Below are 25,572 nucleotides of genomic sequence, written 5' to 3'. Positions count from 1 at the left end.
GAACCGAAAACCATCGGGCTCGCCGCATAACCGCGACGAGCCCGAACTACCCCAAACCCGACGAGGGTGCCTTGACGAAAGACATAGAGGCACCCTCCACCGTGACGACGCCGGTCGCCTGCCGCAGGCCATGGCCGGCCTACCGCGTGGCACCGGTCGGGCCGCCCGCCGGGCAGGTCGGTGTGCTCTTCGTACACGTGTGAACCCCGTCGGCCGCCTCGTGCTCTCCTTGGCCGCGGCGCACGCCCTGCCCGACCGTACGACCGTACGACCGGACGGGCTACGGACCGAGGGCATCGGTCTCGCCCACGTCGTGATCCGGTCGTGGAGGGCGTCCGGCACGGAGCGTCCCGACAGGACTGTGGTCGGCCGTCTCCTCGCGCGTCGGGTCGCCCCGGGAGGCGATGACCACGTCACGCCGCACCGCGACGCCGCTTGCGCGCCGGCCCGTCGACGAGAGGCCAGGGGGCCCAGGCGGAAGAAATACGTTGTCGTGCCATCACTGTGGTCGGCATGCTCCATTCCGTGCCCACTGAAGACGATGCCACCGACGCCACCCTCATCGTGCCTGTCAGCGTGCGCGATCTACTGCCCCGGGATCTGCCGGCGTGCACCTGGTCCGGTTCGGCCGTCCACCTGCGCCACGTGGAGCGAGAGCTGGCGCGCGCCGCGGCGGGCGAGGTGGACTACCTGGCCGTATGCACTCCGGTGGATCTGCCGGTGGCGATCGGCGGCATCGACTACCAGGTCTCCGCGGAAGCCGGGACCCTGTGGCAGCTCGCCGTGTTCCCCGCGCTGCGGTCCCACGGTCTGGGAACGCTGCTCGTCCGAGCTGCCGAACAACGGATCAGGGACCGCGGGCTGCGCAGGGCCGAACTCGCTGTGGAGGAGAACAACCCCCGGGCTCGCGACCTGTACGAGCGCCTGGGCTATGTCGCGTACGGCCGTGAACCGGACGCCTGGGACGAGGAAGGACCCGACGGGGCGATCCGTCGCCACGAGACGATGTGCGTTCTCATGCGAAGGGACCTCTGAGCTCCGCCCAGTGGCCCATGCGCAACGGGGATCGCCGGGCGGTCGCCCCACAGCCCGCCGTTCCTCACCGGCCGCGAGGCCCCGGCCGGAGTCGGTCAGGGCACTGCGACGGATCCGGTGCAGGGTCCAGCCGTCCAGCTCCTCCCCCAGGCGTTCCCTCGCAGCTGCCGCCGGCCCGCTCCCGCCGCGTCGCCGTCCGCTTGACTGAGCGGTGCACCGGCCCGGCGTCGGTGCAGTCGCCGGGCGGGACAGCGCCGCCCGCCGCCGTCGGTGAACATCGTCGTCAGGCCGGTCGAGGTCGCGACCTCACCGCCGGTGCCGCCGAACGGAAGGCCGAGCCGCGCGAGCCGTTCGGATCGAGGCCCGCGCCGATGAGCTCCGGGCACTGAGCGAACTGGGCGCGCCGAAGCGGACCACGAGCATCCTGGCCCGGTGCCGGGTCAGCGCTACGTCGAACCGCAGGCGGGCCGCTGGACGGCTGGGGCCGCGATCCGCACCTGGCCCACCACACGCACCGCAGTCGGGGCGTGGCAGTAGGTTGTTCCGATGACCGATCCTGTGCCGCCCGGTGGTGCTGTCCTCGACGCCGACGAACTGGCTGCTCGGTGGGCGGATTCCTGGCGGCCGGAACAGGTCGCGGAGCGGTTGGGCGGGGTCGGTGCGCCCTGGTGCATCGTGGCAGGGTGGGCGCTGGACCTGTTCCGTGGAGGTCGGTCGCGGCCCCATGGCGATCTGGAGATCGCGGTGCCCGCGGCAGGGTTCGCGGAGATTCGGGAGTGCTTCCCCGAGTACGTGTTTGACGCGGTGGGCTCGGGACGGGTCTGGGCGAGTGCAGGAACTGAGGCGCTCGCGGCCACGTACCAGACCTGGCTGCGGGATCCGGCGAGCGGCCAGTTCCTGTTCGATGTCTTCCGCGAGCCGCACGAGGGCGGGATGTGGATCTGTCGGCGGGACGACACACTCCGGCTGCCGTACGACGCGATCATCGAGCGGACGTCGGACGGCATTCCCTATCTGGCGCCGGAGCTGGTGCTGTCGTTTAAAGCGAAGGCGGCACGGCCCAAGGATCACGCGGACTTCGACGGGGTGCTGCCGCTGCTGAGCAGGGCGCGACGCGACGTTCTTGCCGGGTGGCCGGCGCGCGTGCATCCCGGACATCCCTGGCTGGCGAGACTGGCGGTGTGCCGTCCATGACGGTGGACACCGTGACCGAGGGCCTCCGTGTCGTGCTGACCACAGCCGCCGCACACGACACCGACATCAAGGTTCCCTGGGGCACCACAAGCTGACACCGCTGTCGGGCGGGCGGCCGCACCCGCTGGAGCGGATGATCCCCGCGACCGGGGCGCCCCCCTCCAGCTGTCCCTGCCGTGGTGCCGGGCCCCTGTGGAGTGGCGGAGCCGCAGGGCTGCCCGGTGCCGGTGGTCACCGCTCCGGAGCCGCCGCCGCGGTAAGGGAACGGGTTCTCCGTGGGCCCTCCCGGGCGGCTTCACCCATATCTGAGCCGCACCTCGATCCGGCCGGCCGCCACCAGTTCGGCCGGTTCGGCGAGCACCGCCCGGTCGGTGTGCCCTCGGCATTGCCCGGTGACCGGGTGCCGAGCGCGGCGGTGGCGCCGTCCCACGCGGCGGGAGGGATCACATGCCGGCGCGTGCGAGAACGACGCCGACATGGTGGCTCGTCACAGCAGTCCTGACAGCGGCAGGACCCGCTCGGTGAGCTGTCCGCGCAGCCCTCCTCGGGCGGTGTCGGTTTCCGTCAGCCAGTCGGCGGCGACCAGCAGTTCGGCGTGCTCGGCGACTTCCTCGGGAGTCAGGGTGCAGAACGCGGCCACCCGGTCCAGGTGCAGCCCGCCGTCCTCAAGGCGTCCGAGGTGCCCGTCGGGGCGGCTGTGGGCGGCGGTGTACAGGGCCAGCAGCCGGGTTGCGGCACCCGCTTTCCTCTTGCGGATCTTCCGGTCGCCCACGACTTTCTGGGCCCAGCCGGAGATCCTCGCGCGGGTGGTCTTGCCGAAGTCGAACGGGCGGGGCTGTTCGGGCAGCAGCGCGGGGACGGTGATGGCGGCGGGGTCTTCGGGCCGGGACGCCATCACCTCGGCCACGGTGCTGGGCAGGCGCAGCCAGTCGGCCGCGAGCAGCCGCTGAAGCACCCGCTCGGCATCGTCCTGGAGCCAGCCGGTGAGGTCCTGGCCGGTGACGTTCGCGGTGCCGGCGCGCGCGGCCCGCAGGGTGAGCATGAACACCGCCAGGCGCGCTTCGGCGTCGGGGTGCGGGGCGTGGGCGGCGGCGTGGTCCAGCACGGCACGGGCGTGCTCGGCCTGGTGCCGGGTCAGCAGCCGTTCCACCACCGGCCGGTCGCCGTCCGCCGTGTCCCCGACGGGCCGGCCGCCACGGTTGGCGTGCATCTCGAGGGTGGTCTGTACGGCGGCCTCCGCGCGCTGTGCCTCGTGGTGCAGGGAACTGTCGCCGCTCACGTCGGCCCACAGGCGGAAGGCGCGGGCCTTGCGCTCGTGGAGCTCGGCCAGAAGGACGAGGTCGGGCTCGGCGCGCTGCTGGTAGGCGCGGAACGCGTCCCCGAGCTCGATGAGTTCGACCCGCAGGACGTCGGGCTCCAGGTCGTACGGCACGATCCGCTGCGCGATCTTCCCCCACGGCTTCTTCGCCCGGGACGTCCCGGCCGGTGAGGCGGCGCGGGCACGAGGGACCGACGCCGGTGTGGCGGCCGCGGAGGACGAAGTGCCGGCCGCGGACGAAAGAGTGCCGGCCGCGGAGGAAAGAGTGCCGGCCGCGGAGGAAAGAGTGCCGGCCGCGGAGGCCGAAGCGCCGGCCGCGGGGGAGGGGCCGTGGTCGGAGAACACCGCCGCCACGCCATCGGTGTTCATGCCGTCTGCGGGCTCCCGCTCCGCGGCAGCCGACTTCGCCGCCGCCTGGCCCGACCCGGCCGGGGCGGTGTCCAGGACACGGCAGTCCGGAGTGGCGGCCGCGCACCGTGCGCACATCTCCGCGATCCGCCACAGCCTTCCGGCACGGTCCGCGTACACCGTCAGGACCACCGGACCGCCGCACCGCACCGCCCCTGGCAACGGCCGTGCCCCGCCGCGCGGTCCGGCGACGGGTGCGGGGGTGTGCCACACGCAGTCGGCGGCTCGGCACGCGCACCAGGCCTCGCCGCGCGGCCCGCCGCCCGCGTGGATGCGTGCCAGGTGCAGGTTGATGTGTTCGACCGCGGCTCTGCGTCCCGCGCCGGCGCCGCCGGGAAAGCGCTGATCGGCGCAGACCGCGCGGGAGCAGGAGAGCCGCACCGATCCGGCAGAGGGGCGGCCGTGGGGATCCAGGCGCACGGTCCACACCCGCCCCGCGACGCGCTCCTGCTGCGTACCGGCTTCCACCACCATGTTGCGTCCTCACCACGTTGCTTGACCCGTTGCCCCGGGCGGTTCCCATCATGGGGGATGATGGCCGATCAATCCGGAAAACGGCCCTGAAGCCCGGCTTGCGACTGCCGCCGCTGAGGTGCCGACGTTGCCCCTGAGGCGGGGAGCGAAGCCGCCGACACCGGCCCCGCCCGCCGTGCCGTGCGTTCTCGTCGTCCGTCGTCCGTCGTCCGGCGTCCGGCGTCCGGCGTCCGTCGTCCGGCGTCCGGGGGCCGGGGAAGGGTTCACGCTGCGGGGCCAGCAGGGTATGACTTCGGCCGTCTGGCCGACGGCACCACCGGCAACCCGTCCTCGGAGACCTACTCGGTCCTCGACGTCTCGCAGGATGGAAGGACCGTGCTCTACGCCGACGACGACAACGGCATCGGCGGCCCCCTGGTCCTCGACCCCGCCATGTGGCAGCGGGAGCTGTGCCGTGTCATCGCCTACCGGACCCTCACCGCCGCCGAGCAGGACCGCTTTCCGGTGCACGTGTCGGCGCAAGCGGTCTGCCCCGGTCGCTGAGGACTTTCCCAGCAGGGCCCTCAGTTCGTCCCCCCTCCGATCCCAGGTCTCCACGTCGGGTACACAGGAGGCCCCGTCAGGCCAGGAGCGCGGTGGCGAGGGCGCCGGCGAGGTGGGCGGTGCCCAGCCCGGCGACGATGCTGACGACCGCGTTGGCCGCGGCGAAGTACTTCGCGCCGGTCTCGGCCAGGCGCAGGCTCTCGAAGGAGAAGGTGGAGTAGGTGCTGAGCGTCGCGCACAGGCCGGGTCCGACCAGGTGCTGGAGCGCCTGGGGGACGGTGGCGGCGGTCGCGGCGCCGGTGAGGAAGCCGAGGCCGGCGCAGGCGGCGATGTTGACGCTGAAGGTGCCCCAGGGGAAGACGGTGTCGTGGCGCGCCTGGACAGCTCGGTCGGTGAGGTAGCGCAGCGGGGCGCCGACGAGTGCCCCGGTGATCACCATCAGCCAGTTCACGACCGCCCCCGCTCCGCGGCCGCGTGCGGGCGGACGGCGAGCCGGGTGAGGGCGGCGGTGGCCCGGACCGCGGCGAAGGCGGCCAGCAGGGTGGCGGCCGCGTACAGCAGCCCGGTACCGGGACGGCCGGCGTCGAGGAGGCGCTGAGTGTCGAGGGTGGCGGTGGAGAAGGTGGTGTAGCCGCCCAGGACTCCGGTGCCCAGGAAGGGCCGTGTGAGGGGGTGGGCGGTGAAGCGTTCGGTGATCAGGACCATCAGGATGCCCATGGCGGCACAGCCGGTGACGTTGATCCAGAACGTCGTCCAGGGGAAGGCCGTGGGTGCGGTCGGCCAGATCAGGGTGGCGCCGTAGCGGGCGCAGGCGCCGATGACGCCGCCGGCCGCGATGGCGGCGAGGATCTCGGCCTGGCGGCGCTTCGGGCTGGGTGCCTTCCCGGGCGGCCACGGGTCGACAGCGGTGTCCGGATCGGCGGGTTCGGCCTGCCAGCCGGTGGCCCGGGCGGTGTGGTCGGAGCGGTCGGGGTGCACGCGTTCAGGCTCCTACCTGATCGTATCGGTCCGTGCGCGGGCGCGCGGAAGGGTCAGGTAGGGACCGTTGTCGACCGGCGTGGTCGCGGTTGGGTACGGCGGGCCCCACCGCCGTGCAGCCGCCCGCACGGGTGGCTGCACGGCCAGGCTACCGGTCCGGTCGCGCGCCTGGTGGGTGGGGTGGCCTGCCATCGCCCCGGCCGGCGATCCCCGGGCCGTTGCGGCCCAGCCGCCGCCCGCCGGGCCTTCCAAGGCCTCACGGGAGGGGCGCGGTCAGGCGTCTTCGAGACGGGCGATCCTCGTGATGATGGCGTCGGCGATGCCGTCTTCGGGCCAGGGGAAGATGCGACTGACGGCCCGCTGCTGAGCGAGGCCGTGCAGGCAGAGCCAGAGGGTGACGGCGTCGAGTCGGGGGCTGGTGACCAAGGACTGGCCTGCGGCGGCGCAGTCCGCGACGGCGTCCGCGAGGATCTGCAGGGCCGTCGTGCCGAGATGGGTGAGGTCGTCCTCCGTCAGGGAGTTGTCACCCAGGGTCGGCATCCAGAGACCGCCGAACATCGTGCGGTAGCGCTCGGGATGGCTCCGCGCGTAACCGAGGTAGGCACGGCAGACGGCGTACAGCCTGTCCCGTGGGTCGTCCCCCGCCTCCTGGGCGACGGCGCGCAGGTGCGCTTCCAGCGCGGCGAACTCCCGCTGGACGACGGCCAGCATGATGGCCGGCTGGTCGGGGAAGTGCGGATAGATCGACGGTGCGGCGATCCCGACTCTGCGGGCGACCGACCGCAGGGTGATCGCGCGCTCGTCGCCGGTCTCGTCCAGCAGTGCCGCGGCGGCGGAGACGATGTCCTCCCGCAGGCGGCCGCCCTCGCCGCGCCGGTTGCGCACACGTGCCCGGGTCGGTGCGGGAGAGCTCGTCCCGTCGGTTTCGTTCATCTCCGTAACCTTACGCGAGGGAGTTTATGAGCGTAAGCGACCTCCATCCATTGCCTCGCCTTCGAAGGTCTCTCGGGGAACCCCCTTGCCGAACCGGAGCCAACATGCTTAACCTTACGGCTGTAAGTAGACGACCGTAAGTGTCAAGAGCTTCGTCAGGGGCACGCCATGACCAGCACCGCCAGCACCTCCGTCACCGAGATCGTCCTGCCCGGCAAGGTCGAGCCGGCGGGCCTGGAGCTGCGGATCCGCGATCTGCCGGCCCCGGCCGAGGGCCAGGTCGTCCTGCGGATGGAGGCGACCGGTGTGTCGTTCGCCGAGCAGCAGATGCGCCGCGGCAAGTACTACGACCAGCCGCCGTTTCCCTTCGTCCTCGGCTACGACGTGGTCGGCACCGTGACGGCGGCCGGCCCGGCGGTGGACGCCGCACTCGTCGGACGCCGGTTCGCCTTGGTGACCAAGACCGGCGCGTGGGCCAGCCACCTCGTCGTCGACGCCGAGGACCTGATGCCCGTACCGGACGAAGTGGACGCGGCCGCCGCGGAGACCGTGGTCGTCAACGGCATCACCGCCTGGCAGATGCTGCACCGCGTCGCCAAGGTCCGTACCGGCGGGACGATCGTGGTGCTGGGCGCCAACGGCGGGGTCGGCTCCACCCTCGTCCAACTGGCCCGCCACGCCGGGATCACCGTGATCGGCACCACGGCACCGTGCGCGCACTGGGCGCGGCCCCGGTCGACTACCGCGACCCGGATATGTACGACCGCATCCGTGAACTCGCGCCGGACGGTGTGGACGCGGTGTTCGACCACGTCGGCGGCGACGCGGTGGAGCAGTCGTGGCAGCTGCTGCGCCGGGGCGGAACGCTGGTCTCCTACGGCACGGCGGCCACCAAGGACGAGGAAGGCAGCTCACAGCTGCCGGTGCTGAAGCTGTTCGCGCGGCTCGCCGGCTGGAACGCCCTGCCCAACGGCAGGAGCGCGCACTTCTACAACTTCTGGGCCGGCCGGCGCCGTTGCCGGGCGTCGTGGCAGCGGCGGATGACCGAGGACCTCGGCCAGGTACTGCGCCTGGTGGCCGACGACGTCCTCAGTCCGCAGATCGCCGCGAGGTTCCCGCTGACCGAAGCCGCTTCGGCCCTGGGACTCGCCGAATCCCGCACCGTCGCCGGCAAGGTCGTCATCGTCCCGGAAGTGTGACACCGCGGGTACGACCACGGACCGCCGCCACCGCGGTGACCTCGTGACTGCCGCAGGGCTCGACGGCCCGGCCCCGGGCCGCCCCGCCCGGGGCCCGGTCGGTCGTGCATCAGGTGGCCAGGCCGTGGCGGTAGGCGTAGACGACGGCCTGGACGCGGTCCCGGAGCTGGAGCTTGGTGAGGATGCGGGAGACGAAGGTCTTGACGGTCTCCTGGCTGATGACGAGGGCCGCGGCGATCTCGCTGTTGGAGAGGCCGTCCGCGATGAGGCGGAGGACCTCCAGTTCGCGGGGGGTCAGCGGGATGTCGCGGGTGGTGTTCTCGGCGGGGCGGATGCGGGCGGCGTAGCGGCCGACGAGCCGGCGTGTCACGTCGGGGTCGAGGAGGGCCGCGCCGGTGGCCACGGTCCGGATGCCGTGGAGCAGCCGGTCCGGGGGTGCGTCCTTGAGGAGGAAGCCGCTGGCGCCGGCGCGCAGTGCCTCGTAGACGTATTCGTCCAGGTTGAACGTGGTCACCACGAGGACCTTGACGGGGTGGGGCACTCCGGCACCGGCCAGCAGGCGGGTGGCTTCGAGGCCGTCGAGGACCGGCATGCGGATGTCCATCACGACGACGTCGGGCTGTACCTTGTGGGCGAGTTCGACCCCGGTCCGCCCGTCTCCGCATTCGCCCGCCACCTCCATGTCGGGCTGGGCGTCGATGATGGTGACCAGGCCGGTGCGGATCAGCATCTGGTCGTCGCAGACCAGGACCCGGATCGGTGCGCTCACGAGGTGCTGCCGGCGGGGATGCGTGCCCGTACGGTGAAGCCGCCGTCCGTGCTGCTGCCGGCGCTGAAGTCGCCCCCCAGGATGTCGACGCGTTCCCGCAGGCCGGCCAGGCCCCGCCCGCTGCCGACGGCGGCGGCGGTGCGTGAGCCGGTCCCGTCCGTGCTGACCTCCACGGTGATCTCCCCTTCGCCGTGCCGTACCTCGACGGAAGTCCGGCTTCCGTGAGCGTACTTGAGGGCGTTGGTCAAAGCTTCCTGCACCACCCGGTAGGCAACGAGGTCGGCGCTGCCGGTCGATGCCGGTGGTGTGCCCTGTTCGGTGAAGTCCACCGGCTGTCCGGCCCGGCGGGTCTGCTCGACGAGGGTGAGGACCCTGCCGACGGCCGGTGTCCTGAGCTCCTTGGCCTCCGCCGTGCCGGTGCCGGTGCCGTGGTCGGGGTTGAGCAGGTCGAGCAGGTGGCGCAGGTCGGTGATGGCGCGGCGGCCGGTGTCGCTGACAGCGGTCAGGGACTGCTCGAGCCGCTCGGGTGCGGCGGTCAGATAGCGGGCGGCTTCGGCCTGTACGACCATGGCGGTCACGTGGTGGGTCACCACGTCGTGCAGTTCGCGGGCGATCCGGGTGCGTTCGGCGGTACGGGTCTCCGCCGCGACGCGCTCGCGGCGTTCGGCCTCCGCGACCCGGGTGGAACGCAGCCACGCCCCGGCTCCCCAGGCCAGGGCCAGCACCAGGTAGAACGTCACGAACTCCGCCGGCGTCTCACCGCCCGAACCGAGCAGGGAGAGCGCGATCGCCAGCGGCACGTACGCCACGGAGAGAAGGACCACGGTGGTGCGCCGGCGGTGTTCCAGATGGGACCCCGCACTGATCAGCACGATGGGCAGTGCGGTGCCGGCGGCCGAGTGGTAGCCGCGCAGCTGGTCGAGAGCGAAGCCGCACGTCACCAGGGCGAGACAGACGACCGGCCACCGTCGGCGCACCGCGAGCGGAAGGCTTTCGAGCGCGAGCGCCCCGACGGCGAGCGCGTCGAAGGGGCGGGTCGGCAGGTCCCCGACCTCCGTCCCGTGGCCGCGCAGTCCCGGCAGGAACGACGCGACCAGGAACAGTATCCCGAGCGGAAGGTCGCGGACGGTGACGTCGAGTCGGCGCCACACCTGGCCCGCCCGCTGAAGGCTCATCACCGGGTGAGTGTAGCGAGGGTGTTGACGCGCTCGGCACGCTGCCGGGGGACGATGGTGCCGCGCCGGCGGGCCAGCCACAGGAAGGCGACCGTCAGCAGCGCACCGAACACCATCGAGTACACACTGGCCTCCGGGCCGAACTCGCCGCCCGTGATCAGCTTGGCGCCCGACGTCGAGGCGTCCAGCAGTCCGTGCGTGTCGCCGTTGCCCGAGACCTCGGTGCCGAAGATGCCGGACTCCGCGAAGTTCCAGCCGAAGTGCAGGCCGATCGGCAGCCACAGGGTGCGGGTGGCGGCGTACGCGGCGGCGAGCATGCCGCCGGCCTCGATCGCGATGGCGACGGCACCCAGCAGCGTGGCGTCCTTGTTGAACAGATGGGCCGCGCCGAACATCACAGCGGACAGCGCCAGCGCGATGTACGTGCCCAGACCTCGCTCCACGAGCCGGAAGAGCAGGCCGCGGAACATCAGTTCCTCCGTGACGGCGGCGCCGGCCATGAAGCCGACCAGCCCGATCGCTCCGGTCAGCGAGCCGAAGCCGTGGACCTCGTAGTCCCCGAGGAACCAGATGTTCGCGATGACGCACCCGAACATCGCGACACCGATGACCAGGCCCCGGAAGAGCGACCCCTGCGCTCCCTCCCGGGCCAGCTCCGTGACCGGGCGCCGCTCGGTACGCCCCACGACCCACCGGTAGACGAACACCGAGAGCACGACCGTCAGGCCGCCCATGAGGAGCGAGAGCCACGGGTTGTCCTGCACCGCGGTGACGCTCTGACCGCCGACCGCAGCGACCGCGACCACGGCCAGGATCTGCCACACGATTTTCATGACGACTCTTTCTTCGGTTCCGTTTCCGGTTCCTTGTCCGGTCCGCGGCCGGGCGCTGCGGCTGAACCGAACGCTATGGAAACGGCGATCAAGAATCGTCACCTCACAGTGGACACCTGCACGTAGCTCTCACGGGGGACAGACCCCAGACCCGACACTCCTGCTGCCGACTCGCGACGCACACGGCCTCGTCCTCGCGGTGAACGCCTGGCCGGCGCAGGACGCCTCCCCGGCCCGGATCACCGCACCTTCGGTTCGACCCGGCCGTTCGCCACGCTTCGAGACGCCGAGTACCGTACCGTCATGGGTGATCAAGTTCGGTTCGGCGCAACCCGCTTCGATGCCCCGACGTCCAACTCCATGACGGACGGCTGCCGATCATCCGGGAGAGCACGTGGCGAAAAGAAACCAGACGACCGACGCGGCGAGGGAGAAGGACCGCGAGAAGTGGATGGCGCGGTTCCAAGTACGGCTGGCGATGCAGCCGGGCGTGGACCGGGCAGTCGTGCTCCAGGCGGTCGAGGAGGTCACGGCGCACTGCGCGGATACGGGAGAGCACCCGCAGACCGCCTTCGGCGACCCGGACGGCTACGCCGTGCAGGCCGCCGCGCGGCTGGTCCCGACGGACCGGGCGGCACGCGCGAGGCGGCACAACGCCGTGGTGGACGCGCTCGACTCCGTGCTGAAGAGAGCCGGGGACGTAGGGGATGCAGCGGGTCTGTGACCGGTTGAAGCGACTTCCGTCATGGCCCGGCGCACGGGCCGTGACACAGCTTCTGTCTCCGCCGGGACTGTGCTGGACAGCTCAGGCGACCGGCGGACCGCCGGAGCCGGTGACACCGATCCTCCTGTGCTCGCTGCTGGTGACGGACAGCGCGCCGCCCCGGTGACGGCGAGCGGAGAACCCGGAACCCCGAACCCGTCCTGCCGGACGATCCGCACGGCAGACGTTCGCCCCGACCAGCACGAGCCCACCCGGACGACGTCACACCGGCCCTCTGACGTGGCTCCTTGATGACGGCGACTCAGGCTTGAGCCTGTCGGCAGGCACTCGCTCGATGCGGGTCCAGCCCCTCCAGCCCCGCTCCTCCAGGATCGCCACCACCCGCTCGGCGCCCGGTGAGGACTCGACCATCGTCGAGTCCAGCAGGTCGACGAACTGGTCGTCGAAGCCGTCGGCACCTACCTCGCCGGCCTCCACCGCGCGAACCATCAGACGCTCCACGATGTCGGCGACCTCGACGACCCTCGGATCGTCGGGCGACCAGTCCGGCGCCTCTCTGAAAAGGCTGTAGAGCTGCACCATGTCGGGGTCGTCCAATTGCTCGTGCTTCTCGGCGATCACGGAGTCGATCAGGTGCGGCACCTGGGCGGCGACCATGATCCAGGCGTCCCGCTCCCTCTCGATGTACCGCTCCTCGACGCCGAGACCGCGTAGCCGGTCGAGGTAGTCCACGACGCTCCGCGGCAGCGCCAGGTGTTCTCCGGCGGCGAGCCGGGCGAGCCGTCTGCGGGTGCCCTGCAGCCGCCGGATCTCGGCGCGCAGTTCCTTGTCGATCTCCTGGACACCGTCGGTGAACTCCTCCGGGCCGGCGTCGAGGAGTTCCTGCACCCGGGCCAGCGGTACGCCGGCATCTGCGAGGGTGCGGATCCGGATCAGGCGCACGACCGCGGCGGCGTCGTAGGTCGACATCTGGATCGCCCTCGCCTGGTGCTTCGGCGTCCTCGTCGTGGCGTACGTCTTCGCGATGGCCGCCTATCGCCGGAAGATCGCCTGAGGCAGTCTGAAACCCATGCTGACCATCAGCCGGCTTGCGGCGTACGCCGGAGTGACAGTGCGTGCGGTACGCCACTACCACCGGATCGGGCTGCTGCCGGAGCCCGAACGCGACCGATCCGGTTACCGGACGTGTTGACGATCGATGTCACCGGCTGGTGCTCGGCGAAGGCGCGCACCGGACCGGGCATGGTCTCCGTGGGCACGAACGCCGAGCTGACGAACGGCAGGAAGACGAGCGGGTAGGCGAACGCGCCCGCACCCTCGACCGAGGCCGCGGAGAGCCCGGGGATCACGGCGATCCAGGTCAGGGCCAGGGTGAACAGGAACAGGATGCCGGCGATCGCGAGCCATGCCGGCACTCCTGCCCCCGTGCGGAAGCCCATGAGCAGCGCGACGCCCACGACGATCACGAGTGAGATCAGGTTGGCGACCAGAGAGGTGAGGACGTGTGCCCACAACACACCGGACCGTGCGATCGGCATGGACTGGAATCGCTCGAAGATCCCGCTCTTCACGTCGGTGAACAGCCGGTACGCGGTGTAGGAGATGCCCGACGCGATGGTGATGAGCAGGATGCCGGGCAGCATGTAGTTCACGTACGAAACCGACCCTGTGTCGATCGCGCCGCCGAACACGTAGACGAACATCAGCATCATGGCGACCGGCGTGAAGACGGCCGTGATGATGGTGTCCACGCTGCGTGTGACATGGCGCAGGGTCCGCCCCGTGAGAACAGCGGTGTCACCGAAGAAGTAAGTGGTCATCCTTGCCCCTGGTTGTTCGTGCCGCGTTGGCATCATGAGTGTCTCCCGTGGGGAGCCGGGAGTCGGGAGCCGGGAGTCGGGAGCCGGGAGTCGGGAGCCGGGAGTCGGGAGGCGCGGCGGGCCCCGCCGCCCGGGGGAAGACGGCAGGGCCCGGCAAGGGGCGCCACCTGGGGGAGAGGGGCGGCCCGTGCGCACCACCATGCACCACAAACCAGCCACAGGAATAGATCACGGCCGGAATTGGCCGCTGTCAGTGCTGTTGGGATGGCGCCCCCCTGACGATCACGATGCAGAACTACGGGCTCTCCTGGACCAGCGCCGGCGGCGTACCGCGGTCCTCCGCCCTCGCGTACGACGAGCCCGTCGCCGCACAGCGGCGGACCGAACTCACAGCGGTCGGCTGCACCGATGCAGGGATCGTGCCGGTCCGTCCCGGGGTGCTTTCCGGGCCGAGAGCCCTGACGCGGGTTGCCAGGCTGGGCCCGGACCGCCTTGTGCGGTCGGTGAGCAACCGATGGCGTCAGCCCTCGCCGCCGGATGGGCGTCAGTGCCGGTGGCGGCGGAGACGGAAGAACTCCTGGCAGCGGGGCGTGGGTCATGGTGCCGGCGGGCGCGGTGGTTGGAGCGTGGTTCTAGGCGTCCTTCGCCTCAGCCGTCTCGCGAAAAGCGACGATCGCCGCGCCGTTGGACCTCGCCCATTCGGTCAGCCTCGTGATGGGCTCCTCGAGGGTGTGCCCGAGCTCGGTCAGGCTGTACTCCACGCGGGGTGGCGCTTCGGCGTAGGCGCGCCGTTCGACGAGGCCGTTGTCCTGGAGGCCGCGCAACGTCTGCGTCAGCACTTTGCGCGAGATACCTCCGATCAGCTCGACCAGCTCGCCGTGCCGCAAGGGACCGTCGCTCAGCGCGAAGAGCGTGACCATGGCCCACTTCCCGGCCATGATGTCGATGGCCAGGCGGGCGGGGCAGTCGGCGAGGAAGACGGTTCCGGGACGGAGGCTCACGCGCCGAAGGGTACCTTCAGGTACCTGTCGGCTGCCTAATGTCGAAGACATGCAGCGCACCGTCCCGACGGCCGCCGAGGCCGAACTCGGCGTCTTCTCCCTCACCGGCACACTCCCGGGTGACACCGGCTCGCAACGGGTCCTGGAGAGGTTCGCGTCGGACGTCGCACCCGCCGTGCGGAGCGAGTCCGGCTGAACCGTCGGCCCGGCCGTCACCGTACCGGGGGTTCGTCCACCGCCCCGCACCCGCGTGCAGGCGCGGACGCGCGTCCGCGTGCCTGCCACTTCCCCTGACCGCAGATCCACTCTCACCACGAGGAAGCATCCATGTCCCACCTGATCACGTACGTCCTCGTTCACGGCGCCTGGCACGACGGGCAGTGCTGGAGCCGCGTCGCCCCGCTGCTCACCGCCCGGGGCCACCGTGTCCTCACGCCGTCCCTCACCGGCCACGGGGACAAGGCCCACCTGCTCGGCCCCGAGGTCGGACTCACCACCCACGTCGACGACATCGTCGGCCTCGTCCTCGACCACGACCTGACAGACGTCGTCCTCGTCGGCCACAGCTACGCGGGAATGGTCATCTCCAACGCGGCGAACCGCGTTCCCGAGCGCATCTCGCGCCTGGTCTACCTCGACGCCATGGTGCCGACGCACGGCGAGAACGCCATCGATGTCATGCCGCTCACCCAGGCCCTGATCGACGGTGCCGCCGGCACCGCCGAGCCGTGGCGCATTCCGCCGCTGCCGGAACTCCCCGCGCCGCTCGGCCTGTTCGGCGTCACCGACCCCCAGGACATCGCCTGGCTCAGGACCACGCTCGCGGACGAGTCGGCCCTCTGCTTCCAGCAGCCGGCCGAGATGGACAACCCCGCCCAGGCCGCGATCCCCCGGGTCCACGTCCTCTGCGTCGGCAACGAGCCCGAAGGCGTCACCCGGCGGCCCCTGCCGACGACTCAGCCCAACGGCGAGCCGTCCCTTGTCCACCAGCTGGAGACCGGTCACGACGCCATGATCACCATGCCCGTGGAGCTCAGCGCCCTGCTGCTCGACATCGCCTGACCCGAGCAGCGGAGCACGACCACGACCAGATCACCCGATGCGCAGTCGCTTGATCGCCGACTGCCTCCGGTCCTGTGCGGGCCGCGTTCCGGCCGGTGCGCGCGACCGACTCCTCGCCTGCTCCTGACGCCGTCGTCACGCCCGACCACGTCCGCGCCGGCCTTCCGTCGACGGGCCGAGGCCGCTCCTCGCGCGGCACGGACGTCACGGGTCCCGCCGCCGCGGAGGCGGGACCGGCCGTCGTCAGCCCGGGTCAGGCCGGCGGGTAACCGACGATGCTGTGGGTGGTGGCCGCGCTGTCGTCGGTCGTGTAGTAGTGGCTCGCCCGGCCGTCGAAGCGGGCGCTGTCCCCGGCGCGCAGATCGTACGGCACCTCGTCGACGACGAGCGTCACCCGGCCGGCGACCACCATGACGTGCTCGACGGAGCCCGTGCCGTGCGAGCTGACCTGGCTCTGGGCGTGCGGGTGGAGCCGGGAGCGGTACACCTCGAAGCGGCTGTGGCCGTGCCCCTCGAAGAGCAGGTTGACGGCGGTCTCCCCGTCGGGTTCGGCGAGTTCGTCGGCGCGCAGGATCTCGGGCTCCCGCAGCGAGCGGCGCAGCAGGTCGACAGGGTCGGTGTCGAGCACGGCGGCGATGCGCGAAACGACGTCCAGGGTCGGGTTGGCCTCGCCGCGTTCGATCTGGGACAGCAGGGCCTTGCTGATGCCGGTCGCGGCGGACAGTTCGCGCAGGCTCCAACCGCGCAGCAGCCGACGGCGGTTGATGTTCACCGACAGGGCGTCCCGCACCGGGTCGCCGACCGGTGCGGGACGGGTGGCGTCACCCGCGGCCCGCCGGAGCGGCGGCTGGGCCGACCGTGACGAGGCGGGTGTCCCGTCCGGCTGGGCGGGAACGGCGGGGGAGAGCGGCACCTTTCCTCCTCGGCGGCTCGTGGTGGATCTGCGTCAGTCTAGGTGGTCGGGGCAGGGGCTGTCGGGTGTGGTGGGCAGGGCCGGTCCGTCTGCCGCGGAGGCGGGAGCGGCCCGTGCCGGATCGAAGAGCGAGTCCAGCATGCGGCGGGTCCACGCGTGGCCGGGCCGGTCCAGCACGCGGGACGCGGAGCCCTGTTCCACCAGTTCGCCGCGGTACATCACGGCGACCTCGTCGGCGATCTGCCGTACCACGCCCAGATCGTGGGTGATGAAGAGCACCGCGAAGCCCTCGGCCCGCTGGAGTTCGGTGAGCAGGTTGAGCAGTTGGGCCTGCACCGACACGTCCAGTGCGGCCACGGCCTCGTCGCAGACCAGCAGCCGGGGCCGTACGGCCAGCGCCCTGGCGATGGCGACGCGCTGGCGTTCGCCGCCGGACAGGCCTGCGGGCCGCCGGCCGGCGTGGGCGGTGGGCAGGCCGACCTGCGTCAGCAGTTCCTCGACCCGTGCGCGCAGGTACAGGCGGCGTTCCCGGCGCCTGCCGTCCGGGAGGCGGCCGGCTGCGGTGAGGGCCTCGGCGAGCGTGGCGCCCACGGTGCGCAGTGGGTCGAGGGAGGAGAAGGGGTCCTGGAAGACGATCTGCGCGCGGGAGGCGAGCCGGGTACGCCGTGCGCCGGCGGGCAGGCGGCCCGCGCTCAGGGACACGTCGCCCACGTCGACCTGCCCGGCGTCGAAGCTCTCCAGGCCCACGGCGATGCGCGCCAGCGTCGTCTTGCCTGATCCCGACTCCCCGACCAGCGCGGTGATCCTGCCGTCCGGCACGGTCAGGGTCACGTCGCGGACCGCCGGGTGCAGTTCACCGTTGCCTTGGAAGGTGCGCCGCACCGCGGTCATACGCAGGGCGGGCGGGGACTCGTGGGATGCCGTGCGCGGGGCGGGCGGGAATGCGCGGGGTGCCGTGCGCAGGGCGTCCGGCCGGTCGGCGGCCGTCCCTGCGGCAGCCGTCTGCGAGGGGGCCCTTCCGGGCGTGCCGGTGGCGGCCGGTGCCAGGTGCTTGCCGAGCGTGGCGAGGCGCACGCAGGCGGACAGGCGCTGTTCCCCCTCGGCCCGCCGGTCCGGCCGCGCGCGGGGCGGAACCCGCAGGCGCAGCGGTTCGGTACGGCACTCCGGTGCCGTGTGCGGGCAGCGGTCGGCGAACGGGCAGCCCGCGCCGCGGCTGCCCGGCGGGGGCACGGAGCCGGGAACCGCCGGCAGCCGTTCGTGGCGGGTGTGCACGGACGGCTCGGCGGCCAGGAGCGCCGCCGTGTACGGGTGCCGGGGATCGCGCCGCAGGTCGGCCGCCGCTCCCTGTTCCAGTACCGATCCGGCGTACAACACGTAGACGCGGTCGCAGGTGGAGAACGCGACCGACAGATCGTGGGTGATGAGCAGCAGTCCCATGCCGCGCCGCTGCTGCAGGCCGCGCAGCAGGTCCAGCAGGGCCCGCTGGTTGGCCGCGTCGAGCGCGGTGGTCGGCTCGTCGGCGATCAGCAGGTCCGGGTCACCCGCCAGGGCCGCGGCGGCGGCGACGCGCTGCCGCATGCCGCCCGACAGTTCGTGCGGATACCGGTCGGCGACCGCCGGTTCCAGTCCTACTTCGGCGAGCCGGCGTACGACTTCGGCGCGCCGGGTGGTGTGCCGGGCGCGGCGGCCGCGGGCGGCGGTGAGGGCGGGGTGGTCGTCGCGCAGTCCGTCGGCGATCTGGCGGCCGCAGGTCAACTGCGGGTGGAGCATGGTGAACGGGTCCTGGAGGAGCAGGGTGAGCCGGCGCCCGCGCAACGCGTGCCGTTCGCCGTCCGCCAGTCCCAGGACCTCCCGGCCGGCCAGCCGGACGCTGCCGCCGGTGACGGCGACGCCCTCGGGCAGCAGGCCGGCGACAGCGCGTACGACGAGGGACTTGCCGCTGCCCGATTCCCCCACCACGCCGACACACTCACCCGGCGCCACGCGCAGGCCGACGCCGTCGACGACCGTCGCGGTCGCGGCGGCCCCGGTCGCGGTGATCCGCAGCCCGGTGACCTCCAGCAGGGGCACCGTGTCCGCGGCGGTGCCAGGGGCGGGGGCCGCGGTGCCGGAGGCGGTGCGGGGTGCGTCGGTCATCGGGACCTCCGGTCGGAGAAGACCTCGAACAGCCGGTCGCCGAGCAGGTTCAGCACCACCGCGGACACGATGACCGCGAGGGCGGGGGCGAGGGCGGCCGACGGGTTGTCGTAGAGCAGCGTGCGGTTCTCGGCGAGCATCCGCCCCCAGTCGGGGGCGCCGGGCGGCACGCCCAGGCCGAGGAAGGACAGCGAGGACAGCGCGACGATGGCGCCGGCGAAGTTGAGCATGGTGTTGGCCACGACGACCGGCAGCACGTTGGGCCAGATGTGCCGCACCATGACGGTCGCCGGCCGCAGGCCCAGACTGCGGGCGGCCTCGACGTAGGCGCGGTGGCGCTGCTCGAGGACGGCCGAGCGGACCAGCCGGATGTCGCCCGGCGAGGTGAGGACCACGAGCACGCCGACGGCGAGGGCGTACCCGCCGCCGCCGATGCCCGCCACCACGATGGTCACCAGCAGGGCCGGCAGGGCGAGCAGCAGGTCGGCCAGGCGCCGGGTCACGGTGTCGGTGAGACCGCCGAGATAGCCGGCCATCACTCCCAGGACGTTGCCGATCAGCATGGACCCGAGGGCGACGAGAGCGGCGCCGGCCAGGGTGCTGCGCGCGCCGGCCACCAGCATCTGCAGGATGTCCCGGCCGAGTTCGTCGGTGCCGAGCGGATGGCCGGCCCCGGGCATCGCGGCGGTCGACAGCAGGTCCTGCCGGTCCCAGTCGGGGAACACCCACTGGCCCGCGACGGCCGCGACCAGCAGCAGCGCACCGATCGCCGCGCAGACCGCGTTCAGGACGCCGGCCCCGCGCCGCCTCCGGGGTGCGCGCGGCGGTGCGGGGGCCAGGGAGGTGTCGGTGGTCATGCCTGCCCCTTCGCCGGGCCGGCCGGAGCCGCGGAGGCGGGGGAGCGCCGGGGGCGGGCCGTGCGCAGCCTGGGGTCGGTCAGGGGGTGGGTGAGGTCGGTGGCCAGGTCGGCCAGGCAGATCAGGCCCGCGATCAGCAGCGCCTCCGCCTGCACGACGGGGACGTCCTTGAAGGTGACCGACTGCACGAGGAGTTGCCCCAGCCCGGGCAGGGCGAAGACCTGCTCGACCATCACGGTGCCGGCCAGCAGGTAGGCCAGGACCAGGCCGATGCCGGTGGTGACCGGCACGGCGGTGCCGCGCACCACGTACCGGAGCAGCACGGCGCGCCGGGGAACGCCTCGGGCCAGGGCGAAGGTGACGTGCTCGCGGGCGAGTTCGCGGACCACGGCGGCGCGCGTCAGTTTGATCAGTACGGCGGTCACGGCCAGGCCCAGGGTGAGGCCGGGCAGCACCAGATGCAGCAGCCGGTCGCTGCCGCCGGTGCCGGGCCCGTATGCGGGAAGCCAGCCCAGCATCAGGGAGAAGACGTAGATGAGCAGCAGGCCGCCGGCGAAGGCGGGGGTGGACAGGGCCAGTACCCCGAGGCTCTGCACGGCGCGGTCGAGCGCGCCGCGTGCCCGCAGTCCGGCCAGGACGCCCAGGGGGACCCCGAGGAGCAGCGCCACCGCGAAGCCGGTCAGGACGAGTTGGCCGGTGAGCGCCAGCCGGCCGCCGAGGGCCGCGGAGACCGCCTCGCCGGTTCGGATGGAGGTGCCGAGGTCTCCGCGGCAGGCGTCGGCCAGCCACCGGACGTACTGCACGGCGAGGGGGTCGTCGAGGTGGTGGGCGGCGCGTACCGAGGCCAGGGCCTCGGGTGTGGCGCCGCGGGTGCCGAGGAGGGTGCGTGCGGGGTCTCCGGGGGCGAGCCGCAGCAGCGCGAACACGGCGAGGGAGAGCACGAGCAGCAGCCCGGCGGTGCCGGCCAGGCGGCGCAGTACGTAGCGGGCGGGCAGGGCGGTGCGCAGCCGGGTGTGCCACGCCGGCGCTGGCGGCACGGCGCCCTGGCGGGGGCTCGGGTCGGTCACGGTGCTTCCTTCGGGGTGGAGGCGTCCGGCTGCGGCGGAGCGGCGGGTGGGTGGTCGTCCGGTCCTTCGGTCGGGGTGGAGGCGTCCGGCTGCGGCGGAGCGGCGGGTGGGTGGTCGTCCGGTCCTTCGGTCGGGGTGGCGGCGTCCGGCTGCGGCGGACCTGCGGGTGGGTGGTCGTCCGGTCCTTCGGTCGGGGTGGCGGCATCCGGCCGTGGCGGAGCGGCGGGTGGGTGGTCGTCCGGTCCTTCGGTGGCGGACGTTCGTGCCGCCTCGGGGGTGACGTGCCGGGTGAGCCATGCAGCGGCGCGGGTGGCGGCGTCCAGCAGGTGGTCCGGACGGGTGAACTCGTGGCCCTCGCCCGGGTACAGGTGCAGTTCCACCGGTGCCGTCGCGCGTCGGGCCAGGGTCCGGTACAGCTCGTGCGCCTGGCCGGCCGGGGTGACGCGGTCCTGCTCGCCGTGCAGGACGAGGGTGGGGGTGCCGGTGCCGCCGTCGGCGAAGACGGGGGAACGCGCGAGCAGGGCGGTGCGGCCCTCGGCGGTGGCGGCGTCGCCGATGCCGTAGGTCCGCTCGTAGCCGCCTCCGATCACGGAGGTGTGGGTGAAGCTGAGCCAGTCGGTGGGCGCGGAGACCACGACCGCGGCACGGAAGGCGTCGGTGCGGGCGGCGGCGAGAGCGGCGAGGAAGCCGCCGTAGCTGTGGCCGAGGACCGCGGCGCGGCCGGGCAGGGCCGCGCCGTGCGCGGTGAGGTGGGCGACGCCGGTGAGGACGTCGTCGAGGTCGCCCTCCCCCACGTCGCCGACCACGGCACGGGCGTGGTCCAGGCCGTAGCCGCTGCTGCCGCGGGGGTTGGGCAGCAGGACGAGCCATCCGGCGGCGGCCAGCGCGGGACCCAGTCCGAGCACGTCGGCGGGCGCGTGGGCGGCGGACCACTGCCAGGAGGGGCCGCCGTGCAGCACCACGGCCAACGGGCGCGGACGCGGTGGCGGTGGCGTTGGCGCGTCGCGGTCCTCGGAGTGCGGGCCGCAGGGGGCGGGCACGGCGGGGGCGTCGAGCAGCAGGCCGTGGACGGTGCGGCCGTCGGACGCGGTCCACGCGGTGGGGCGGGTGCGGACACGCGCGAGGTCGAGGTGGCCGCCGTGTGCGCGGCGCGCGGCGGCAGGGTCGGGGGTGGTGACCGGGCGCCAGGCCCAGGCGTGCGGCCCGTGGGTGGGCGCGACCACGGCCTGCGGGGGCTCCCCGGGCGCCTCCCGGACGGTCGCGGCGGTCCGGCCGTCCGCGCTCAGGGTGAGGGCGGGCCGGAATCCGGCGCCGGTGAGGACCGCCTGCTCCTCGCGGAGCACGGTGGCCTCGACGCCGCCGGGTGCGGCCCGGTCGAGGCGGACGGCGGCGAGCCGGCTACCGGTGCCGCTCCAGCCGGCGGTGAGCAGCCGGGCCGGATCCCGCGGGTCGGGCAGCAGCCAGGTGACGTCCTCGACCGCGCTCGTGGTGGTCACGGTGCCGTCCGCGAGGTCCACGACGACCGGACGGCCGGCCACGATGGAGATGCCCTCGGCGACGACGGCACTGCGGCCGTCCGGGGCGAGCGCCGGTGCGGACAGCTGCCCTTCGGGCCGGTGGAGCACGGTGGTGCTTCCGTCGGTGAGGTCGACGCGGGCCAGCCACGCGGTGTAGTAACCGGCGGGCAGCGGATCCTCGGAGACGGTGGCCACGACGGTCCTGCCACCGCGCCAGGCCGTGTTCCAGACCGTCAGCTCCGGCGGCCCGGCGTCGCGCAGGGCGACCGGTCCGGCGGGCCGGGGCCCGGTCGGCGCCTCGGAAGGCGGGAGCAGCCCGTGCAGCAGGCGGCGCCGGCCGGTGCCGGGGCGGTGGGATTCGGGGTCGGGCGCCGCGCCCAGCCGGACGGGCAGCCCCAGGTTCATACCGTCGCGTTCGGCCCCGTCGTCCGCCACCAGCAGCAGGATCTCCGAGCCGTCGTCGGCGACGAGCATGTCCTCCACGGCGCCCGGGACGGACACCAGGTCGCGGCGGACACCGGTGCGGGTGTCCCAGGCGGTCAGCACCGGGAGGCCGGCGCCGTCCGGTTCCCCCGCGTCCCTCGTCTCCTCCGTCTCCCTCATGAGCAGGAGCGTTCGGGAGTCCGGCAGCCAGCGCGGCGTGTGGCGGGCGCCGGTGACGGCGGGCATGGCCACCGCCGGGCCGTGCGCCGGGGCGAGGACGACGCCCGTGCCGTGCGGACCGGTCACGGTGACCGCCACCTGGCGTCCGTCGGGGCTGATCCGCGCCTCCAGCGGCGCCGTCAGGTCGGACATGGCCCGCCTGACCCGGCGGACCGCCGCGACCGGATCCAGGCCGGGGCCGGGCGGCGGGGTGGGACTGGGCATGCTGGTTCCGTTCGTGCTGCGGCCGGGCCGGGTGCGCGTGGGCTGTGGGCCGGCGAGGTGGGGCTGACCGGGGGCCGGCCGTCGGGGCGGGGCTGTCGGTGGGGAGCGTGCCGGGGGCGGGACGGCGGGTGGGACGGCGGGTGGGGGGTGCGTGCCGGGCGATCGGGGGAGAATGCGCCCGGCACGCGGTCTTGAGGTGGCGGCCGTCGCGCTTCAGGCCTGGGCCTGCTCGGACCACGGCCGGCCCGCTCGAGGTGGCGGCGGCCTTCCCGATCCCGGTCACCGCCTCGATCCCGGTCACCGCCTCGATCCTGGCCACCGCCTCGATCCTGGCCACCGCCTGCCGGCTTCAGCCGGCGGCGGCCTTCTTGATCCTGGCCGCCCAGGGGCCGATCAGGGCGAAGGGGCCGGGTTCCTCCAGTACGAGGTCCTTAGACAGGGCGGTCGCGGTCTGCGCCCACCACAGCGGCAGGTAGGGCAGGGCGGCGGCGGCCGTCTCGACGGCGGTCATCAGGTGCCTGCCCCGCTCCGCCCGGTCGGTGGTCCTGCGGGCGGCGGCCAGGGCGGTGTTCACCGCGGTGTCGTCGTAACGCGGCAGGTTGGTCGCGGTGGCGGAGCCGTCCAGGTAGGCGTTGGTGAGCTCCGCGGGGTCGCCGGTGACGGGGAAGTACCACAGGAACTGCAAGGGCTTCCGGCCGGGCACGAGGTCGGCGATCCACTGCTCCAGCGTGACCTCCTTGACGTCGAGCGTGATGCCGAGCTTCTTCAGCGAGGCGGCCAGGGCCAGCGCGGCCTTGCCCAGTTGGGGGCCGCTGCTCGGGTAGCTGAGGTCGAGGGTGAAGCCGTCGCCGTGGGCGGACTTCGCCAGCTCGGCCTTGGCCCGGTCGAGGTCGAAGTCCCAGGCGGGCAGGGTCTTGTAGGCGTCGGCCACCTGGTCGGCGGTGAGCAGGTCCCCCCACATGTCGGGCGAGACCAGGGTGGCGGCCACCTCCGCCTTGCCGTGCAGGATGCCGTGGGTCATGCCGGCCCGGTCGGCGGCGTGGGCGAACGCCTTGCGGACGTGGACGTCGTCGAAGGGCGCCCGGGAGGTGTCGAACGCGAGGGCGACCACTGAGCGGTCGCCGGTGTAGGTGACCGAGGCGGTCGACTCCCAGGTGCGTGCCTCGTCGGAGGGCAGGTCCAGCGCGCCGTCGACGGAGCCGGACTTCATGGCCACGAGGCGTGTGCCGGCGTCGGGGACGAAGGACAGCTTCAACGTCTTCAGCGACGGCTCGCCGCCCCACCAGGCGTCGTTGCGTTCCAGGCCGACGTGGTCGTCGGCGGCGAAGGACGTCACCTTGTAGGGCCCGGACCCCAGCAGCAGGGTCTTGGGGGTGCCCACGCTGCCCTTGTTCCGGGTGAGGAACGCCCTGCTGCTGATGAGCAGCGTGCCAGGGGTCGGCGTCCAGGCGAAGGCGGCGTCGGGTTCGGCGAGGCGGATGGTGATCTCCCGCGCGCCCGTGGCCTTGACCGAGGTGACACCGGCCCAGGCGTAGGCGAGAGTGCTGGAGTCGTCCCGGGCGGCCTGGACGGAAGCGAGCACGTCGTCGGTGGTGACCGTGGTGCCGTCGGAGAACCGGGCGTCGCGGCGCAGGGTGTACACGTACGTCCTGGCGTCGGGCTGCTTCCAGGACTCGGCCAGGCCGGGCTTCAGTTCGCCGGCGGGGCCGACCGAGAGCAGGGACTCCTGCACCAGGGCCGCGACGACGTAGTTGAGGATGCCCGACTCGCGGCTGACGTCCAGGGTCGAGAGGGAGGAGGGCAGGGCCAGCGTCAGTGTGTCGATGGGGGTGTCCGTGCCCCGCGTGGCGGTCTCGCCCTCGGAGCCGGCGTCCGCTTCCCGGGGTGGGGGCGAACACGCCGAGAGGATCGCCGAGGCGGCGAGCACGCCGATGCCCGCTCCCGCCGTGCGCAGCATGACGCGCCGCCCGATCTGTCCGTCCGGCTCCGAAAGCACGGGAACCACCTATCCGTTCACCAGGGCGTCCACCAGGAATGCCCAACTGGGCACGGACGGTATACGTATGTGTTTGAGAGTGTCAAAGGATTCCTGGGGGCGAGGCCGGCCGGACAGGGGGCGCAGGGCGTCGGTGACGCGGGCGATCCGGCCTCCGGCCGTTCCCGCGGCCGGCGCCGGGCATCCACTGCCCGCGGTGCCGCCTCTTCCGCGCACGCTCCGCGGACGCCGTTTTTGTCGCTTCGTCAGGGCGCCCATGGCCGGGTGCCGTCACCCGGAGCGGCATCTGAGCGCGCCTGGCGGGACCGCCGCGGCCGCAGGCGCGCCGAGTGCGTGATCCGCCAACGCGGTCCGCCTGCCGAGGAGTTCCGCAAGCGGGGTCTGGAAGTCCGCCGCGTCTTCCTGTCCGACCACGGAGACGGAGTCGACGGCATGTTCGCCCCCTCCGGCTCGCGCGGGGGCGGCCCGGTCCACGCCCCGGAGCCGGTCAGCCGGCGCTGCGTCCAGGCCGCACGGGAAGGAACCGTGCGCGCGGAGCTGCGGCGGCACCGCCGCGCTGCGCATCGCCGCTCTGGTCCCGGACGAGGGCCGCGGAGCCGGTGCCGCGTTCCGCCGACGGTTCGCTGTTCCCGACAGCGCCCCGCCGGGCGACCGTTGGCTCGCCCTGCTCGGCCGCGACCCGTCCTGGACGCCGGGGCCGGGCTGAGGAGCCGCCGGCACCCGGACCCGGCCGGGTACTCCCTCTCACCGGTC

General features: G+C 73.1%; 22 protein-coding genes and 3 pseudogenes. 9 read left to right on the top strand and 16 right to left on the bottom strand.

The window, feature by feature from the left end:
• The 3 genes from ACIP67_RS38730 to ACIP67_RS38720 form a co-directional block, all read left to right on the top strand.
• Positions 1-203, top strand: a 203-nt coding sequence (locus tag ACIP67_RS38730) for a hypothetical protein (protein WP_401698308.1), incomplete at its 5' end; no start/stop codon positions are given.
• 310 nt (positions 204-513) lie between these two features.
• Positions 514-1,035: a GNAT family N-acetyltransferase gene (locus tag ACIP67_RS38725; protein WP_401698306.1), complete on the top strand. Its 522-nt coding sequence runs from the start codon at positions 514-516 to the stop codon at positions 1,033-1,035.
• A gap of 546 nt (positions 1,036-1,581) precedes the next feature.
• Positions 1,582-2,229 carry a nucleotidyltransferase domain-containing protein gene (locus ACIP67_RS38720; protein WP_401698304.1) on the top strand — a complete coding sequence of 216 codons (648 nt, stop codon included), beginning with the start codon at positions 1,582-1,584 and terminating at the stop codon, positions 2,227-2,229.
• Between the two features lie 487 nt (positions 2,230-2,716).
• Here ACIP67_RS38720 and ACIP67_RS38715 read toward each other — a convergent pair whose 3' ends face one another.
• Positions 2,717-4,429, bottom strand: a complete 1,713-nt coding sequence (locus ACIP67_RS38715) for a hypothetical protein (protein WP_401698303.1) — start codon at positions 4,427-4,429, stop codon at positions 2,717-2,719.
• A 375-nt stretch (positions 4,430-4,804) separates the two neighbouring features.
• Between ACIP67_RS38715 and ACIP67_RS38710 the strand changes: the two genes are divergently transcribed.
• Complete coding sequence (locus tag ACIP67_RS38710; protein WP_401698301.1) at positions 4,805-4,972, top strand: hypothetical protein; 168 nt, start codon at positions 4,805-4,807, stop codon at positions 4,970-4,972.
• 76 nt (positions 4,973-5,048) lie between these two features.
• Here ACIP67_RS38710 and ACIP67_RS38705 read toward each other — a convergent pair whose 3' ends face one another.
• The 3 genes from ACIP67_RS38705 to ACIP67_RS38695 all read right to left on the bottom strand — a co-directional run bounded on the left by ACIP67_RS38705 (position 5,049) and on the right by ACIP67_RS38695 (position 6,883).
• Positions 5,049-5,423: a fluoride efflux transporter FluC gene (locus ACIP67_RS38705; RefSeq protein ID WP_401698299.1), complete on the bottom strand. Its 375-nt coding sequence runs from the start codon at positions 5,421-5,423 to the stop codon at positions 5,049-5,051.
• Positions 5,420-5,950 carry a fluoride efflux transporter FluC gene (locus tag ACIP67_RS38700; protein WP_401698298.1) on the bottom strand — a complete coding sequence of 177 codons (531 nt, stop codon included), beginning with the start codon at positions 5,948-5,950 and terminating at the stop codon, positions 5,420-5,422. Before ACIP67_RS38700 ends, ACIP67_RS38705 begins: the two co-directional genes overlap by 4 nt.
• Before the next feature lie 273 nt (positions 5,951-6,223).
• A complete protein-coding gene (locus ACIP67_RS38695; protein ID WP_401698297.1) occupies positions 6,224-6,883 on the bottom strand; it encodes a TetR/AcrR family transcriptional regulator in 660 nt (219 codons plus the stop codon).
• A 168-nt stretch (positions 6,884-7,051) separates the two neighbouring features.
• Here ACIP67_RS38695 and ACIP67_RS38690 point away from each other — a divergent pair.
• A pseudogene (locus ACIP67_RS38690) lies at positions 7,052-8,082 on the top strand (medium chain dehydrogenase/reductase family protein).
• 109 nt (positions 8,083-8,191) lie between these two features.
• Here the strand turns inward: ACIP67_RS38690 and ACIP67_RS38685 are convergent.
• Genes ACIP67_RS38685 through ACIP67_RS38675 form a run of 3 tightly spaced genes read right to left on the bottom strand, consistent with a single transcriptional unit; the run spans position 8,192 to position 10,859 of the window.
• Entirely contained in the window at positions 8,192-8,851 is a 660-nt protein-coding gene (locus ACIP67_RS38685) for a response regulator (protein ID WP_401698296.1), read from the bottom strand.
• Positions 8,848-10,026, bottom strand: a complete 1,179-nt coding sequence (locus ACIP67_RS38680; RefSeq protein ID WP_401698295.1) for a sensor histidine kinase — start codon at positions 10,024-10,026, stop codon at positions 8,848-8,850. Before ACIP67_RS38680 ends, ACIP67_RS38685 begins: the two co-directional genes overlap by 4 nt.
• Positions 10,026-10,859 (bottom strand): lysostaphin resistance A-like protein, encoded by an 834-nt coding sequence (locus ACIP67_RS38675; protein WP_401698294.1) that lies wholly within the window; start codon positions 10,857-10,859, stop codon positions 10,026-10,028. The genes ACIP67_RS38680 and ACIP67_RS38675 overlap by 1 nt, the downstream gene beginning before the upstream one ends.
• A 394-nt stretch (positions 10,860-11,253) precedes the next feature.
• Between ACIP67_RS38675 and ACIP67_RS38670 the strand changes: the two genes are divergently transcribed.
• Positions 11,254-11,583, top strand: a complete 330-nt coding sequence (locus ACIP67_RS38670; protein ID WP_401698292.1) for a hypothetical protein — start codon at positions 11,254-11,256, stop codon at positions 11,581-11,583.
• A 261-nt stretch (positions 11,584-11,844) separates the two neighbouring features.
• Here the strand turns inward: ACIP67_RS38670 and ACIP67_RS38665 are convergent, their stop codons facing one another.
• Entirely contained in the window at positions 11,845-12,552 is a 708-nt protein-coding gene (locus ACIP67_RS38665) for a MerR family transcriptional regulator (RefSeq protein WP_401698291.1), read from the bottom strand.
• Positions 12,553-12,652: 100 nt separating this feature from the next.
• Between ACIP67_RS38665 and ACIP67_RS38660 the strand changes: the two are divergent.
• A pseudogene (locus ACIP67_RS38660) lies at positions 12,653-12,769 on the top strand (MerR family DNA-binding transcriptional regulator); the annotation flags it as partial.
• A gap of 13 nt (positions 12,770-12,782) precedes the next feature.
• On the opposite strand, the pseudogene ACIP67_RS38655 reads toward ACIP67_RS38660, so the two are convergent.
• Positions 12,783-13,403, bottom strand: a pseudogene (locus ACIP67_RS38655) (ABC transporter permease); the annotation flags it as partial.
• Between the two features lie 632 nt (positions 13,404-14,035).
• Complete coding sequence (locus tag ACIP67_RS38650) at positions 14,036-14,455, bottom strand: winged helix-turn-helix transcriptional regulator (protein ID WP_401698289.1); 420 nt, start codon at positions 14,453-14,455, stop codon at positions 14,036-14,038.
• On the opposite strand from ACIP67_RS38650, the gene ACIP67_RS38645 reads away from it, so the two are divergent.
• Positions 14,454-14,600 (top strand): hypothetical protein, encoded by a 147-nt coding sequence (locus ACIP67_RS38645; RefSeq protein ID WP_401698288.1) that lies wholly within the window; start codon positions 14,454-14,456, stop codon positions 14,598-14,600. The genes ACIP67_RS38650 and ACIP67_RS38645 overlap by 2 nt on opposite strands.
• A gap of 140 nt (positions 14,601-14,740) precedes the next feature.
• Complete coding sequence (locus ACIP67_RS38640) at positions 14,741-15,466, top strand: alpha/beta fold hydrolase (RefSeq protein WP_401698322.1); 726 nt, start codon at positions 14,741-14,743, stop codon at positions 15,464-15,466.
• A gap of 253 nt (positions 15,467-15,719) precedes the next feature.
• Here the strand turns inward: ACIP67_RS38640 and ACIP67_RS38635 are convergent, their stop codons facing one another.
• The 6 genes from ACIP67_RS38635 to ACIP67_RS38610 all read right to left on the bottom strand — a co-directional run bounded on the left by ACIP67_RS38635 (position 15,720) and on the right by ACIP67_RS38610 (position 24,819).
• Positions 15,720-16,379 (bottom strand): helix-turn-helix domain-containing protein, encoded by a 660-nt coding sequence (locus ACIP67_RS38635; protein ID WP_401698287.1) that lies wholly within the window; start codon positions 16,377-16,379, stop codon positions 15,720-15,722.
• 33 nt (positions 16,380-16,412) lie between these two features.
• The gene (locus ACIP67_RS38630) at positions 16,413-18,515 is read right to left on the bottom strand and encodes an ABC transporter ATP-binding protein (RefSeq protein ID WP_401698285.1); all 2,103 of its coding nucleotides are present in this window, start codon (positions 18,513-18,515) and stop codon (positions 16,413-16,415) included.
• The gene (locus ACIP67_RS38625; protein ID WP_401698283.1) at positions 18,512-19,372 is read right to left on the bottom strand and encodes an ABC transporter permease; all 861 of its coding nucleotides are present in this window, start codon (positions 19,370-19,372) and stop codon (positions 18,512-18,514) included. Before ACIP67_RS38625 ends, ACIP67_RS38630 begins: the two co-directional genes overlap by 4 nt.
• Complete coding sequence (locus tag ACIP67_RS38620) at positions 19,369-20,439, bottom strand: ABC transporter permease (RefSeq protein WP_401698282.1); 1,071 nt, start codon at positions 20,437-20,439, stop codon at positions 19,369-19,371. The genes ACIP67_RS38625 and ACIP67_RS38620 overlap by 4 nt, the downstream gene beginning before the upstream one ends.
• Positions 20,436-22,823: an alpha/beta fold hydrolase gene (locus ACIP67_RS38615; protein ID WP_401698280.1), complete on the bottom strand. Its 2,388-nt coding sequence runs from the start codon at positions 22,821-22,823 to the stop codon at positions 20,436-20,438. The genes ACIP67_RS38620 and ACIP67_RS38615 overlap by 4 nt, the downstream gene beginning before the upstream one ends.
• 349 nt (positions 22,824-23,172) lie before the next feature.
• Complete coding sequence (locus ACIP67_RS38610; protein WP_401698279.1) at positions 23,173-24,819, bottom strand: ABC transporter substrate-binding protein; 1,647 nt, start codon at positions 24,817-24,819, stop codon at positions 23,173-23,175.
• Positions 24,820-25,572: the final 753 nt, after the last annotated feature.

It is taken from the genome of Streptomyces sp. NPDC088812, assembly GCF_044750285.1.
In the GTDB taxonomy this organism is placed as follows: domain Bacteria; phylum Actinomycetota; class Actinomycetes; order Streptomycetales; family Streptomycetaceae; genus Streptomyces.
This window is presented reverse-complemented; position numbering and strand designations above follow the sequence as displayed.